Annotated in this window: 12 protein-coding genes, 2 pseudogenes and 1 riboswitch; of the genes and pseudogenes, 7 read left to right on the top strand and 7 right to left on the bottom strand. The window is 45.8% G+C overall.

What is annotated here, in order from left to right:
• Nucleotides 1-11: 11 nt before the first annotated feature.
• A complete protein-coding gene (gene ribE, locus IQ257_RS25250; RefSeq protein ID WP_193879028.1) occupies nucleotides 12-707 on the bottom strand; it encodes a riboflavin synthase in 696 nt (231 codons plus the stop codon).
• Nucleotides 708-1,100: 393 nt separating this feature from the next.
• Between ribE and IQ257_RS25245 the strand changes: the two genes are divergently transcribed.
• Together IQ257_RS25245 and IQ257_RS25240 are read left to right on the top strand one after the other, a co-directional pair.
• Nucleotides 1,101-1,610 carry a bifunctional nuclease family protein gene (locus tag IQ257_RS25245; RefSeq protein ID WP_193879031.1) on the top strand — a complete coding sequence of 170 codons (510 nt, stop codon included), beginning with the start codon at nucleotides 1,101-1,103 and terminating at the stop codon, nucleotides 1,608-1,610.
• 69 nt (nucleotides 1,611-1,679) lie between these two features.
• Entirely contained in the window at nucleotides 1,680-2,810 is a 1,131-nt protein-coding gene (locus tag IQ257_RS25240; protein WP_193879034.1) for an aldo/keto reductase, read from the top strand.
• Nucleotides 2,811-3,026: 216 nt separating this feature from the next.
• Here the strand turns inward: IQ257_RS25240 and IQ257_RS25235 are convergent, their stop codons facing one another.
• Nucleotides 3,027-3,200, bottom strand: coding sequence for a hypothetical protein (locus tag IQ257_RS25235; RefSeq protein WP_193879037.1), 174 nt, complete (start codon nucleotides 3,198-3,200; stop codon nucleotides 3,027-3,029).
• A 26-nt stretch (nucleotides 3,201-3,226) separates the two neighbouring features.
• Between IQ257_RS25235 and IQ257_RS25230 the strand changes: the two genes are divergently transcribed.
• The 3 genes from IQ257_RS25230 (at nucleotide 3,227) to IQ257_RS25220 (ending at nucleotide 7,668) form a co-directional block, all read left to right on the top strand.
• Nucleotides 3,227-5,446 carry an ankyrin repeat domain-containing protein gene (locus IQ257_RS25230; protein WP_193879040.1) on the top strand — a complete coding sequence of 740 codons (2,220 nt, stop codon included), beginning with the start codon at nucleotides 3,227-3,229 and terminating at the stop codon, nucleotides 5,444-5,446.
• A gap of 56 nt (nucleotides 5,447-5,502) precedes the next feature.
• Nucleotides 5,503-6,981: a serine/threonine protein kinase gene (locus tag IQ257_RS25225; protein ID WP_193879042.1), complete on the top strand. Its 1,479-nt coding sequence runs from the start codon at nucleotides 5,503-5,505 to the stop codon at nucleotides 6,979-6,981.
• A gap of 75 nt (nucleotides 6,982-7,056) precedes the next feature.
• The gene (locus IQ257_RS25220; RefSeq protein ID WP_193879044.1) at nucleotides 7,057-7,668 is read left to right on the top strand and encodes a hypothetical protein; all 612 of its coding nucleotides are present in this window, start codon (nucleotides 7,057-7,059) and stop codon (nucleotides 7,666-7,668) included.
• Nucleotides 7,669-7,922: 254 nt separating this feature from the next.
• Here IQ257_RS25220 and IQ257_RS25215 read toward each other — a convergent pair whose 3' ends face one another.
• Nucleotides 7,923-8,270 (bottom strand): DUF4278 domain-containing protein, encoded by a 348-nt coding sequence (locus IQ257_RS25215; protein ID WP_193879046.1) that lies wholly within the window; start codon nucleotides 8,268-8,270, stop codon nucleotides 7,923-7,925.
• Nucleotides 8,271-8,304: 34 nt separating this feature from the next.
• Nucleotides 8,305-8,392: riboswitch (Glutamine riboswitch) on the bottom strand.
• 169 nt (nucleotides 8,393-8,561) lie between these two features.
• Here IQ257_RS25215 and smpB point away from each other — a divergent pair.
• Together smpB and IQ257_RS25205 are read left to right on the top strand one after the other, a co-directional pair.
• Complete coding sequence (gene smpB, locus IQ257_RS25210; protein WP_193879056.1) at nucleotides 8,562-9,029, top strand: SsrA-binding protein SmpB; 468 nt, start codon at nucleotides 8,562-8,564, stop codon at nucleotides 9,027-9,029.
• Nucleotides 9,030-9,417: 388 nt separating this feature from the next.
• Nucleotides 9,418-11,910, top strand: coding sequence for an ATP-dependent Clp protease ATP-binding subunit (locus IQ257_RS25205; protein WP_193879059.1), 2,493 nt, complete (start codon nucleotides 9,418-9,420; stop codon nucleotides 11,908-11,910).
• Between the two features lie 218 nt (nucleotides 11,911-12,128).
• Here IQ257_RS25205 and IQ257_RS31695 read toward each other — a convergent pair.
• The 4 genes and pseudogenes from IQ257_RS31695 to IQ257_RS25185 all read right to left on the bottom strand — a co-directional run.
• Nucleotides 12,129-12,655, bottom strand: a pseudogene (locus IQ257_RS31695) (type I restriction enzyme endonuclease domain-containing protein); the annotation flags it as partial.
• A 258-nt stretch (nucleotides 12,656-12,913) separates the two neighbouring features.
• Nucleotides 12,914-13,066: pseudogene (locus IQ257_RS31690) on the bottom strand (winged helix-turn-helix domain-containing protein); the annotation flags it as partial.
• On the bottom strand, nucleotides 13,063-13,476 hold the full coding sequence (locus tag IQ257_RS25190; RefSeq protein WP_228061013.1) for a nucleotidyltransferase family protein: 414 nt from the start codon (nucleotides 13,474-13,476) through the stop codon (nucleotides 13,063-13,065). The pseudogene IQ257_RS31690 and the gene IQ257_RS25190, both read right to left, overlap by 4 nt.
• A gap of 133 nt (nucleotides 13,477-13,609) precedes the next feature.
• Nucleotides 13,610-15,246, bottom strand: a 1,637-nt coding sequence (locus IQ257_RS25185; RefSeq protein ID WP_193933293.1) for an efflux RND transporter permease subunit, incomplete at its 5' end; no start/stop codon positions are given.

Genomic DNA, 15,246 nt, shown 5'->3' with positions numbered 1-15,246 from the left:
TCCCTGCTCCCTTACAAATATCCGTGTTCGGTCAGAAAGTCGAGGGAAATATCATTAACGGGAGTATGGTTGATTGCTGGTAAGCGATGACTTAGCAATTTTGAAACGTACTTGCCCAAAATATCGCTTTCTAGATTGACCCAGCTACCGGTTTGCAAGTGGCTAAGATTAGTCTGAGCATAGCTGTGGGGGATGATGGCGACTTGGAACCAGTTGCCCTGAGAATCGCACTCAGCAATAGTCAGACTCACCCCATTGACGGCGATGCTGCCTTTGGGGACGAGATAAGGAGCAATTTGTCGCTGCCATAAATCTTTCCAAGTATCGGATGCCTCAAAGGACATCTGCCAAGAGTTGACTGTTTTTACAGATTCCTGTAAGCAGCCAATGCTGTCAACATGACCTGTAACAAAATGTCCTCCTAGTTTGCTGCCGACTCGGGCGGAGGTTTCCAAATTGACGTAACTAGCGGTTTGGTGTTGCTGTCCGAGGGTGGTACGGTTTAGGGTTTCATCAGAAGCTGTAGCGACAAATCCTTGGGGCAAAATTTCTTCGACTGTTAGGCAAATGCCATCAACAGCAACGCTGTCACCGATCGCTAAATCCTGTAAGATGATCTGAGAATCTCCAGAGTGACAGGAAATTTGAAAGCGATCGCTGCCGATCGGTTGGAGGGTTCCCAAGGCTTGGATTAATCCTGTAAACACGGTCTGGCGTTAAACGTTTAGCATTCTCCTCATACTACAATAGCCTCAGTTGCTCGGAGCAAGGAAAATAGAGGGACTAAGGACGTAGAGGGGACTGTGAGTTGCCTAGCCATGAGCTAAGATCCCCATCGGGATAGGGATAATGAAGAAAGGGGCTATGTGTTTTTTTCATAAAGTCCCGCAGCAAACGTGCTGAGAGTGGGTCATACTTGGAGAATATAACCTTATTGACTCCTGACCCAATTGGGTTATGAAAGGCTGAGTTTAAGGTTAATGAGAGTGAAATGAATAACATAGATCTTGGATGTTTTTTTCAATCCAAGCCAATCTGATAGGAGTTTAGGAGTTCGTTTTGACGCCCTCGACGCCGACCGTATTCTGGAGGCTAAGCTGATGATTGAAATGAAAGTTGCTGGAATTGCATTAGATGCTGTCACGCGCAGCCCGATCGTGCTGCTCAAGGATTCCTCAGAACGACGTGCTTTACCCATTTATATTGGGCAAGATCAGGCAAAGGCAATTATCAGCGCTTTAGAAAAACAGAGGTCTCCACGACCTCTGACTCATGATCTTTTTGTTAATTTGTTGGAAACATGGAACATGATGTTGGATCGGGTGATCATTCACTCGCTCCAAGATAATACATTCTATGCCATCCTATGTGTTCGTCAAGGTGAGGCAAAAAAAGAAATTGATGCTAGACCAAGTGATGCGATCGCGATCGCCTTGCGTACTGACAGCCCGATTTGGGTAATGGAAGAAGTGGTGGCTGATGCTTCCATACCCGTCGATCGAGATGCTGACGAAGAGGAACGACGCGCCTTTCGAGACTTTGTTTCTAACATCCGCCCGGAGGATTTTACCCAACATCGGGGCTATAAAACGGGTGGCGAAGCTCAGTAATTGTACCAACCTTGAGACGGAACACAGGTTCCGCAAGAAATTCTCCAAAGGGTGAAATACTAGTTTACAATGCGTTATCGGCGGTTTGGGAAAACCAATCTACTCCTCTCGGTGTTTTCCCTAGGGACTATGCGTTGTTTGGCTTCTGAGTCAGACGCTACAAAAACCGTGCAGCAGGCGATCGCTCTAGGAATTAATCACCTGGAGACCGCCCGCAGTTACGGTAAAAGTGAAAAGTATCTGGGCAAAATCCTCAAAACCGAATTGCCTGTACTCCGAGAACAGCTACACATCACCACTAAGTTACCGCCGACACCTGATGCAGGCATGATGCGTCAGTGGATAGAGGAGTCCTTAGACCGCCTCCAGCTCGATTATTTGGATGGTTTGGCGATTCACGGCATTAATACGTGGGAGCATCTTGCTTGGATTGAATCTCCTAGGGGTTGTATGAAGGCTGTACGAGAAGCTGTTGCCCAGGGTTGTATCAGACACGTTGGCTTCTCCACCCATGCCCCTCTAGAAATAATTTTGGCGACAATTGACACCGATTTATTTGAATTTGTCAACCTCCATTACTACTATTTTTTTCAGCACAATGCAGATGCAGTCAAGTTAGCCCATCAAAAAGATATGGGCATTTTCATTATCTCTCCTGCTGACAAGGGAGGGCAGCTTTACACCCCACCGCCCAAGCTAGAATTACTCTGCCATCCCTTCTCGCCCTTAGAACTCAACTATCGCTTTTTGTTGAGTGATTCTCGAATTACCACTCTCAGTATCGGACCTGCTAACCCTGCTGAATTGACTTCACCTCTCACCATTGCTGACCAAGATTACCCCCTAACACCAAAAGAACTTAAGGTTTTCCAACATCTCGAAACTCATGCTCTAGATAGATTGGGAACTGACGCCTGTAGCCAATGTTACCAATGCCTCCCTTGTCCAGAAACCATTAATATTCCAGAAGTTTTGCGGTTACGGAACTTGGCAGTTGCTTACGACATGACTGACTACGGTAAATATCGCTACGGTATGTTTGAAAATGCCGGTCACTGGTTCCCTGGAGTCAAGGGAAATCGCTGCACCCACTGCGGCGACTGTCTACCCCGCTGCCCCGAACAACTTGATATCCCTGCGTTACTTTGTGATACTCACCAACGCCTGAACGGATCACCTCGACGTCGGCTTTGGGGTTAGAGGAGTGTGGGGCTTCGGTTTTGTTGAATGATGGCAACGGATTTGGTAGCGGATGTAACAGATGAACGGATTGTAGGGATAGAGGATATTTCGTTCATCAAGTTATCTAAGACATAGGGGAGCTGCGTAAAAATAAAGTACCAGAGAGAAAAGCTGTATTCGTGAAGCGGGTTGTTCCTACACCCTGATACACCAGCCACATCGATAATCTTGAACTCAACCATCCGTTACATCTGTTATCAAATCCGTTGCCACTTCTAGATGTGACAGACTCAGTGACGAACGTGGGCATACTTTCAATAGAGCAATAATTCGGTAACAGCATCCTACCGTTTCCCCGAATAGGATTGATTCGGCACGGTTGCCATACCCAGATAGGCAACGACTCAATCTCTGACGTTACACGTTACACCACTATGGAACACCTACAAGCGCCAGACGAGACGATTGTTCAACGCTATCGCCTTTTAGAACCCTTGGCACAGGGAGGAAGCGGTATCACCTATCTGGGCGAAGACTTGGAAACAGGAAAACGAGTCACCCTGAAAGAATTGTCACTGCGCCACCTTCATGACTGGCAGGCAATGGAACAGTTTGAACAAGAAGCTCAAATTTTAGCGCAACTCAATCATCCAGGTATTCCCCGTTACCTAGACTATTTCCATCTCGATACACCCAGCGATCGCAGCTTTTATATTGTCCAACAGTTTGCCCCCGGATGCTCACTCGCGCAATTAGTCCAGAAGGGTTGGTATAGCAATGAACTAGAGATTCGCCAGATTGCCATTCAAGTCTTAGAGATTTTGGTTTATTTGCATCAGCAAACACCACCTGTAATTCACCGGGATATTAAACCCGACAATATCATCCGAGCCGATGATGGGCAAATCGTTCTCGTGGATTTTGGTGCTGTGCAAAATACCTACTATAGTACCTTAGCCATAAGTCCTATCGTGGTGGGAACCTTGGGATATATGGCACCCGAACAGTTTCTGGGAAAAGCCGTTCCAGCAACAGATTTATACGGGTTAGGCACAACGTTATTATTTTTACTCACCCATCGTTCTCCAGCCGATTTACCCATTCACACTCTCGCCTTTGATTCCCGTTGTTTTCGGCTTCAGATAGCGGCAGCCTTTGCCGACTGGTTGGAAACAATGCTGGAACCTGATCTCAATTACCGCTTTTCCACCGCCGAAACTGCACTCACTGAATTACAAAATCAGCGAATTTCCGTCAAACTTAAACCTGTTAAATCCCAGGCAGCTTTCTGGAAACCTGTAGTATCGATAGGAATTTTAGCCAGTGTTATTTTAGGAATCCATAGTTTTAAATACCCCATCCTCAGCACTCTCAGACTGACACCGCCCCAAGTTTACGAAACCGCCGAACAGGGAGATATCACGACAATTCAGCACTATCTCAAAAAAGGGGTAGGTGTGAATGCGAGGAATGGTGAGCATAAAACTCCCTTGCACTGGGTAGGCTCAAAGGACGTGGCACAGTTGCTAATTGCTGAAGGTGCGGATGTAAATGCTACTGATTGGTATGGTTGGACACCTCTCCATTATGCGCGATCGCCAGAAATCGCCGCGTTACTGATTGCCAATGGTGCAGATGTTCATGCCAAAAGTCAACCCAATTGGGAGCGATTACACAGAGATGGTATGGGACTCCTATCAACCTATAACTGGGCAAAATTACTGCCAGGATTAACGCCCTTACATATCGCCCGTTCTCCTGAAATTGCTCAATTACTGATTGAGCAAGGCGCAGAAGTTAATGCTAAAGATGCTAAAACTAACCGTACCCCGTTACACTTGGCACATTCCCCAGAAGTAGCAGTCGTTTTAATTAAAAATGGTGCCGAAATTGACGCTGAGGAGATTAATAGGGAGTTTCATCCCAATGGCACTCTCCTTCATCAGGCAACAAAAATAGGCTCCAAGCTGATGATAGAATTTCTGCTGCAAAGAGGAGCAAATATCGTGGCAAAAGATTACCAAGGTAATACCCCCTTGCATCTCGCGCTTTCTCCAGAAATTGCTGCACTCCTCATTGCCGATGTTAATGTCAGAAATAGTGAGGGTGAGACGCTCCTCCATAAAGCGGTAGAGAATAGCAAAACAGAGTTAGTTGAGTTTCTACTAGCTCAAGACGCTATGATTAATGCCCAGAATAACCAAGGGCAAACACCATTACATAAAGCTAGCAATACTACCCTTATAGAGTTATTGCTCAATCGAAATGCGGATATCAATGCCCAAGATGATTACGGAAATACACCTCTCCATGTAGCAGCCTGGAATAATTTAGAAGCTGTTCAACTGCTCATTCAAAAGGGAGCAGAAATTAATATTCAAGATATAGAAGGTAAAACCCCCCTTCATAGTGCAGGATTAGAGGATATTGCTTTGTTTTTAGTTGATTCAGGTGCTGAAATCAACGGAAAAGATATTTATGGCGAAACTCCTCTCCATAAAGCCGTCAGAAATAACTGGTCAAAACTCGTGGTTCAGTTGCTCGCTAGAGGTGCGGATGTTAATGCTATAAATTATGAGCATAAAACTCCCCTAGAACTGGCACAACAAAACTATATTAAACAATTACTCAAAGAGTATGGTGCTATCCCCTAGAATATCCCTTGGTGTAACATTCTTACTTTCCTTGTGTCTTATCTCCCCAAAAGTGTATGTATTCAACCGAACATCATATCATTGCTCAACGGTATCGCATCCTCAATCGTTTAGGACAGGGAGATATCGATACAACCTATAAAGCCGAAGACTTAAAAAGTGGTCAACGAGTCGCGATCAAATCCCTATCTCTGCGCCAGATGACCGACTGGAAAACCTTAGAATTATTTGAACGAGAAGCACGAATTCTATCTCAACTCAATCATCCAGGTATCCCCAGTTACTTAGACTATTTTCATATTGATACACCAGAAGACCGTAATTTTTATATTATTCAGCAATTTGTTAAAGGAAAGTCTTTAGCCGAATTAGTAAAAATGGGGTGGAAGCCAAAAGAGGCGACTGTTAAACGTTTAGCTATTGAAGTTTTAAAGGTACTGGTTTACTTACAACAATTTACGCCAGCCATTATTCATCGCGATATCAAGCCGCAAAATATTATTCTCCGCAAGAACGGACAAGTGTTTCTTGTAGATTTTGGTGCAGTTTCTGATACTTATCGTTATACCATCACAGGTAGCAGTACTATAGTGGGAACATTCGGTTATATGGCTCCCGAACAATATCGAGTGCAAGCCGTATTGTCAACGGATTTATATGGATTAGGCGCAACGTTGCTATTTTTATTAACTGGAAAATCTCCCGCCGATTTCCCTCACCATCAACTCAAAATTAAGTTTCGTCCCTACGTCCAAATTTCATCAGACTTTGGGGATTGGTTGGAACGAATGCTAGAACCTGCGATCGCCCATCGTTTTCCTGATGCCAAAAACGCCTTAGCTGTCTTACAAGGAGAACAGAAACTGAGACAGAATCCAGGACAACTCTTTTACCAATCACCTCAAAATCGGATAGCGTTACTCAAGACGCAGAAAAAATTAATTCTAGAAATTAAACCTGTTTGGCGACTAAGCAATAGCCTCCGTCTCTTCAAAGTACTCACTCCTATTAGTAAACTCATTTTACCGTTACTGTTGTGGGATATAATCAGTTTAACTCTGACTCAAACCCTAGCGTTTCCGAGCGTTTATTTTAATATTGCCGAAGGTATTCGATTAAATAGTGACCCAAACTTAATAACTTTAATCACTCTCTATAACTGGGTATTGAATGGTTGTATTTTATTTCTAATTCTGGGTATTGTATTTCTCAGTATTTATGGGTTAATCGGACTGTATAGCCTAGCTAGTTTTCTAATCCGTGCCACCTCTCGCACTTGGATCGAAATTAACCCAGAGAGCTTTCATATAAAACGGTGGATTTTGGGTTTATGTTACTGGAATGTTCGAGGGAAATTAGCTGATATCAATCCAATTACTTTGAGCAAGCTTGAGTTGCCATGTATAAGAAAAACAATTGCAGTGTGTTCACTAAAGTCATATCCACGCAAGTATAGGCTAGGTATAGCTCTAACCCTGTCGGAGCAAACGTGGCTGGTGAGAGAAATAACTAATTTTACGGCAAGAATGCGTTAAATTGTACAGTAGTGGAGTTCTCACTCTTTCCCCCACATCCTCAGAAAACACCCCACACCCCCTTGAAATTAACCCATGAAGATTAAACCCCAGTTAAACCAACTGAGGCAATTGCTGTTTCTCCTGCTGGCAATTTGTCCTTTCCTGTTAATCCCCCGGTTCGTAGCTGCCCAAGAACAACCAACGGATTTTTGCAAGATTTCTGCAACGAGAAGTAGAAAGTTAGTTTCGGATAAGTCTTTCGCGTCTGCACCCCTTCCTTCTCCGATACCGTTACAGGTAGAACTGCTAAATCCGGAAGCTCCACCCCCTCCACCGGGAATTATAACAGCTAACACCATTCCCCAAGACCATATTGCAACTCCCAGTCTTTGGTGGGCGCAAGAACAATTTGATCGCTTTGGGGGTAAGTTACTCACCAACTGGATAGCCTACCAAGATGAAAAGCGAATCGATTTAGTTGTTAGTCGTCAACCTTGGACTCTCCTCGACTATTTAGATCGATACAGCTTTGTCACTCAATTCGGTGCTGTTGCTAGAGATTACCAATACAATGTCAGAGTTTTTAATGATCGCGCAGCACCTCTGGGAAGTTATACCTGCGATTACACTCAAGAGCTACCAACCTGTCAGCTCAGACTCTGTGACTCTTTAGGTCTGGATAGTACTCCCGTCAATCCTCAATAAGGGTGGGGAGTTTTGGGGAGCTGGGGCGAATTTTAAAGATAAACTCTCCTCGCCTTTCCTTATTTATGTACAAGATTTTACACAAAAAAACGCCCCTTTCAAGGAGCGAATTTGCAATTAGCTGTTCGAGATTTGTGTTCAGTTCAAGGTCGTGTCGCTTTTATCATCGCTTCTCTTGAATACTCATTCCTGAACACAATTTCAAGATTAAGAGTAGGCTCGTTGCTTACTCTTAATCGGTAAAACCCCAAATTCTAGTGAGCTGGTGTTAATCCGACTTCCTCTGCTGAACGGTTCAGCATCGCTAGCTGGCGGTTTTTACGTGAGCGCTGGTTACCCAGCATCAAAACCCGAGCTTTGTCTGCAGTAGAGAGTAGTGCAGGCACTTTCTCTTGTTCAAGCTTGTTATTCACCACAACTCCTGGAATTTGATAGTGAACGCCGCGATATTTCAGGTCAGCGGCAGGTTGCAGCACTGGCGGCTTTTTCAAATTGCGGAATCGCCAGTCTAAACCCCGGTACTTACCACCCACTCCACGTTCAACGGTTTCTACCGTAGGAGGGTTGTAATCGTATTTAACACCGCGATAAGTAAGTTTCATGGTCTTCGCCTCGTAAAACAACTGTAGTGACTGAGGCGCGTTCCTTCGGGATTTCTCCCTACTTCCGTCTCCCTATCATTCCTAAACTGTTAAATACTAGATAGTCTAGAGAGATGAACGATTTATTTTTTCTTTCTGTATCTATTGTTACTGTTTATCCCAAGAATGTCAATCTTTTAACATTACTTTACAATACAAGAGTGCCGTGTTACGGCTTGTCACACAATGCGCTAAACTCCAAGAATTGCTTCTAAGCTCGCAATTCCCGGCATTAAAGGTTAAATTTGTGGTATGAGTGATAAAAAAGAAAGTTACAAAGTAGTTGCTGATAATCGACAAGCCCGTTTCCGTTACGAAATTTTAGAAACTTACGAAGCAGGGCTTGAGTTAAAAGGGACAGAGGTCAAGTCTATTCGAGAAGGCAGGGCAAATGTGCGAGATGGGTATGCCCTGATTCGCAGGGGCGAAGCTTGGTTACTGAATGTACATATTTCGCCGTATCAAAGTAGTAGCCTTTATTTCAATCACGACCCGCTTCGCACCCGCAAATTGTTGCTGCACAAGCAGGAAATTAGCAAGCTGACTGGCAAAGTAGAACAAGAAGGGTTGACCTTAGTACCGTTGAAGATGTACTTGAAGCGGGGATTAGTTAAAGTTTCTCTGGGTTTGTGTAAAGGGAAGAAGATCTATGACAAGCGCGAAACAATCAAGCAGCGCCAGGATCAGCGAGAGATGGCACGAGCTTTAAAGCGTTATTAATAATGAGGTTAAGTCAGTGTCTGGAAAACCTACCCTCTCTTGAGATTCAGAAACTATGTCGAGAGATAGTTTCTTCAACTTTCCCGAAAAAGGCAAGATAGTTTGGTAAGTATCAGCATCAATCTACCTAGCCGAATCGAGCAGAGCTGTATTTTTAATTATTGATGAAATGGGGAAGTGCGATCGCTGTCTTTAGCTGCCTCTAGTAGTGACGGCTACACTCAACCGCATCTAGACGGCAAATACACCTACAATATTACGGTTCTGCCCACTGATAAAGCTAACTGTAGAGAGATACATTGTAATTGTGCAATACATAAAAATTTACATGAAGGAGATTGAATATTACTTCGTCTCTTTTAATACCGCTCGGTAAGGATAACCCACCATGTTTGAACATTTTACAGACAGAGCTATCAAATCGATCATGCTTGCCCAGGAAGAAGCACGTCGCCTGGGACACAACCTCGTGGGAACCGAGCAAATTCTCTTGGGGTTGATTAGAGAAGGAAGTAACGTAGCCGCAACTGTTCTCAAAGAATTTGGCGTCACCTTGGCGCAAACACGAAGCTTGGTAGAACGAATTATCGGTCGGGGTTCTGGCGTTGTTCCAGCAGAAATTCCCTTCACCCCCAAGGCAAAGCGCATTTTTGAGCAATCCTTCAAAGAAGCTCGCCAACTTGGACATAACTACATCGGTCCAGAACATCTATTGCTAGCCATTCTCCAAGACTCAGAAAGCGTTGCTGGCAAAGTTTTGCAAAACTTAGATGTTGACCCAGTAAAAGCCCGTACAAAGCTAATTCAGGCGATTGGAGAAGTAGCGGCAGCTACGACAACCAGAAGTATGGGGTCTCCCTTTATGGTGGGAAGCGCACCCAAAAAAGCGTCTTTAGAAGAGTTTGGCAGAAATCTAACCCGGTTAGCCTCTGAAGGTAAGCTTGACCCAGTAGTTGGTCGAGCCAAGGAAATTGAACGGGTTGTTCAGATTTTAGGTCGCCGGACTAAGAACAATCCAGTGTTGTTGGGAGAGCCGGGAGTTGGGAAAACAGCGATCGCTGAAGGTCTTGCCCAACGCATCATAGCTCAAGACATTCCTGAAATCTTAGAAAACAAGCAGGTTATCAGCCTGGATATGGGGGCGCTGGTTTCCGGCACTCGCTTCCGGGGCGACTTTGAAGAACGCCTCAAGCAAATTATGGAGGAAGTGCGTCAATCTGGGAACATCATCTTGGTCATTGACGAAGTTCACACCCTAGTTGGTGCAGGTTCCGTCGAAGGCGGTATGGATGCTGCCAACATTCTCAAACCGGCTTTGGCACGGGGCGAATTACAGTGCATCGGCGCGACAACTCTGGATGAATACCGCAAGCATATTGAGCGAGATGCTGCTCTAGAACGTCGCTTCCAACCAATAAGAGTCGGAGAACCCTCAGTAGAGGAGACGATTGAAATTTTGTACGGTCTACGAGACGCTTATGAGCAGCACCATCGAGTTGAAATTGCTGATGAAGCTCTAGAAGCGGCGGCTAAACTCTCAGATCGTTACATCTCAGATCGCTATTTGCCGGATAAAGCTATTGACTTGATCGATGAAGCTGGCAGTCGCGTTCATTTGATGCATTTTCAGTCATCTCCAGCAACCAAAGAACTGAAACAGCAAGTGCGTCAGGTTACTAAAGAAAAAGAGGAAGCCGTTAAACTGCAAGATTTTGAGAAAGCGGCACAATTACGCGATCGCGAAACGGAACTGGAAACTGAGCTGAAAGCCGTCACCGAACAGAATGTAGAGATGCAAGAGTCTACCTCTGTACACGCTGCCATTGTAGACGAGCAAGACATTGCCCATATTGTCTCCTCTTGGACAGGAGTGCCAGTCAATAAGTTGACCGAATCTGAATCAGTTATGCTGTTGCACTTAGAAGACACCCTACATCAGCGGCTGATTGGTCAAGAGGAAGCGGTTACGGCAGTCTCACGGGCGATTCGTCGGGCAAGAGTCGGCTTAAAAGACCCCAATCGCCCCATTGCCAGCTTTATTTTCTCCGGTCCAACGGGGGTTGGTAAAACGGAACTCGCTAAGTCTTTAGCCGCTTACTTCTTCGGTTCAGAAGAAGCCATGATTCGGCTGGATATGTCCGAGTTTATGGACTCTCACACCGTTTCCAAGCTAATTGGTTCGCCTCCGGGATATGTGGGGTATGACGAAGGCGGTCAACTAACAGAAGCCGTTCGGCGCAAACCCTACACGGTGCTGCTGTTCGACGAAATCGAGAAGGCTCACCCCGATGTCTTCAACACCCTATTGCAATTGTTGGATGACGGTCGCTTGACCGATGCCAAAGGTCGTACCGTGGACTTCAAGAACACGCTGATTATCATGACCTCGAATATCGGTTCTAGGGTGATTGAGAAAGGTGGTGGTGGTTTCGGGTTTGAGTACTCCGACGACGAAGCACAGTCTCAGTACAATCGCATTCGTGATCGCGTCAATGACGAATTCAAAGAGTACTTCCGTCCTGAATTCCTCAACCGCCTTGACGATATCATCGTCTTCCGTCAACTCACAAGGGATGAGGTTAAGCAAATCGCTGATATCCTGCTTCAAGAAGTCTCAATCCGCTTAGTTGAACAGGGAATTACTCTGGAAGTGACAGAACGGTTCAAAGACCGCTTAGTAGTTGAAGGTTATGACCCCGCTTACGGTGCTCGACCCTTACGACGAGCGATTATGCGCCTGTTAGAAGACAGCTTGGCTGAAGCCATGCTATCGGGTCAAATTAGCGAGGGAAGTACCGCCGTTGTCGATGTCGATGATGATGGTCAAGTGAAAGTATTGCCGAGTCACTCGTCGGAATTGTTGCTGCAACCTGTTGGTTAAAGCGTTCTGAATAGGCTCAAAATGTCCGCTCTCCGTAAGGAGAACGGATTTTTTATTGAAACCTTTTCCTCTAAATTATAAAGAAACGTATCAATTCTGAGAAATTAATTGAGAGACTTGATAGGGTGAGATGGACAACACTTAAACGAGCAATATGTTCGGGATAAGGCTCATATCCCCCTAACCCTCGCAGTTTGGGGGATTATAGCCCCTTTTTGTTATGCCGCCCAATCTTTGCACAGTAACTCAGCCTGTTGCAACACCGTCACTGTTGCTTTCTCCTGCTTATCGGGGGGATAGCCATACTTGCGTAGCAGCCGCTTCACGAGGGTTCGCAGCTTCGCTCTGACGCTTTCTTTTACCGTCCAGTCAATCGTTACGTTACGGCGGACTGCTTGCACTAGTTCGCCTGCGATAGCGAAGCGCTGCTGCGAAGAGAGCATCGCGTTTTTATCTCATCGTTAATCAGTTTCCGCAGCACCTCTAGGGCTAAGTTCCGGTAGGGTAAGCCCCGCACGTCTTCTAAGAATTCATCGGAGAGAATGGAGATATCGGGATTCTTTAAACCCACTGCCGCGAACACTAATCCGCCTGGTTTGTCTTTGAAGACGCGGTTGACTCTGGCGATTGCCTGCATTAATCCATGTCCGCGCATGGGTTTATCGACGTAGATGGTATGCAGACATAGGGCGTCAAATCCGGTTAGCCACATATCCCACACTATCACCAGTTTCATCTCATCGGCGGCGTGGAGGGGAGTGTAACCTAAGCCTTCCAGCCATTCGAGGGTGGCTTCTTTTGACAAATTTAAAGCTCCGTAATAAGTTTGCCGATTTTTTTCGTTCATCATCGGAATATTTAGCCTTTCCTTACTGTCTCCCCAAAGGTGGCTTATTAGATCTCCTTCTAACAGATGAACTTCGTCAATTGCATACACCACAACCTTTTCAGCTTTAATCTCTGGCATTGCCTCTGCCAGTATTGACTTTATTTCTTTCAGCCTTTCTTTCACGGCTTCTGGGTCTTGTCGCGGGTTCTTTTTTTGGGCTTTCTGCCAACTAATTCGCGCTTCTTTCAGGAGTTTATAGTAGCTTGTTGGCGATTGAAAAACGATCGCTCCTAAAATATCCTCTAATCGTTCCCTGTCACTTCTCACAGCAAGACAGCCTCTTGCAACACCCTCTCCCGGTGTTCTCCCTTCAATCCTCCCTCTTCAGTCACATAAACATCACAACCGAGTAACTCCTGTAAATCCACCATCAACCCTGCTAATGCCAACAAACTCTTTCCCGGTTCTAAATTAACCAGAAGATTTACCTCTCCGGCTGGGGATGTATCGTGACGCACTCCCACATCAAAGACTCGGACATTCGAGGCACCTTGCTTAGTCGCTAATGCCAAAATTTGTTCGCGTTGGTGCTGAATTTCGCCCCACAAGCGCTGACTACTATCTGTTTTGTCGTGCGACCTTACTATTTGTTCTAACTGCTTCATCAACTGCAACTGCTCATCAAGAGTCAGCCTTCGAGTTTCCTTAATTAACTCTTGCAATAAATCCTCAGCCATACCCCAATCCCTTAAGATTGTCCCGAATCTCTGCTTCTAGTTTGGCTTGGCATTCCCCACAGGCGGCGTGCCGTAATTCTTCCAGCGGTCATCTTCCTGAATGAATATGCAAATTGGATGTCGTGTAAGCTGATTAATTATTCTTCCCGTTACTCATTACCGCCGCATCTTCTCCCTCATCAACGATTTCCACCCCCCCTGACTTCCGGGTACGCTTTTTCTTCCCAGCAAATAACCCAAGAATCCAGTGGTATAAGTTATCTACATAGGTAAACAGTACCGGAACGACTACCAACGTCAACAGAGTAGAAGTCGTAAACCCGCCAATCACAGCAATTGCCATCGGACTGCGTACTTCCCCATCTGCCCCGATTTCCAACGCGATCGGTATCATACCTGCGATCGTAGAAATCGAAGTCATCAGAATCGGGCGCAACCGTGAGACACCCGCTTCTACCACCGCTTTAAACTGCGGTTTTCCTTCCTGCATCGCTGCTAAGGCAAAGTCCACTAACAGAATCGCGTTTTTAGTTACCAATCCCATCAGCAACACAATCCCAATTAAGGCAAATAGCCCCAATTCCTTCTGAGTCACCAACAACCCCAGCAGCGCACCGCCAATGGATAGAGGTAGCGCTACCAAAATCCCGAAGGGATACAGGAAATTGTTATACAGCAAGACGAGAATGGCATAAATCGACAGTACAGCCGCCCCCAATGCCGTAGCAAAGCGGGTGAAAATGTCCTGCATGATTTGGGCATCCCCAAAAGGTTCCTCAGACACGTCTGGCGGGAGGGGATTCAGAGCTGGCAATGCCCTGACTTTTTCCAAGGCGTCTCCTAAAGAGATGCCTTCCAAGTTCCCTTCTACCAAAACCTGACGGTTACGGTCAAAGCGGTCGATTTGTGCAGGACCACTGCCCAAGCGGATATTGGCTACGGCAGTAATAGGAATCAGAGAGCCGCTTGAGGTAAGAACTCGTAGATTTTTTAAGGTATTAATATCTTCGCGGGCTTTCGGGTCAAGCTGAACACGAATCGGAATTTGCCGATCGCTTAAATTAAACTTCGCCAGATTGGACTCATTATCACCAATTAATGCCAGAGAAGCGGTACGAGCGATCGCACTGACTGAAACGCCCAAATCTGCTGCCCGTTGTGGATCTGGCTCAATCACAATCTCCGGCTTCACCAGACTGGTACTCGACGTTACTTCCACCAAACCGGGAATTTCGCGCATCTGCTTCTCTAAAGCATCCGCCGTTTGAGTCAGCGTCTGGGCATTCTCACTCTTAAGAACGATCGCTAAATCCTTACTGCTACCCCCCGCCCCCTGGCTACGGAATGCAATTCTAGCACCGGGAATTTGGCGGAACGCCTCCCGCATCTGTTGCTCAAACTCCTGTTGCGAGACATCCCGTTCATCCTTCGGCATCAAGTTAACGAAAACCGTACCCGAATTCACCTTATCAGCGGTTGCCAGAACGCTATCAACGGCAGGCTCTTTCTGTAGCAACCCATTCAGTTGCTGCAACACGTCCTCAGTCTCACTCAACGTAGACCCAGGCGGTAACTCAACCATTACGCTACTCAACCCCGTGTCACCGCTATCAAACAACCCTTTGGGAATAAACGGAATTAACTGCAAGCTACCGATAAAGAAAGCGATCGCAATCAGTAAAGTAGTAATCCGGTGTCTTAGCGACCAGTTTAGTAAGCTCCGGTACGGTTGAATACGCCGTTGCTTTCCAGCACCGTTACCATTACCAT

The organism is Coleofasciculus sp. LEGE 07092 (assembly GCF_015207375.1).
Lineage (GTDB): Bacteria > Cyanobacteriota > Cyanobacteriia > Cyanobacteriales > Coleofasciculaceae > LEGE-07092.
The sequence above is the reverse complement of the archived record's forward strand: the minus strand, read 5'-3'. Positions and strand labels throughout refer to the sequence as shown.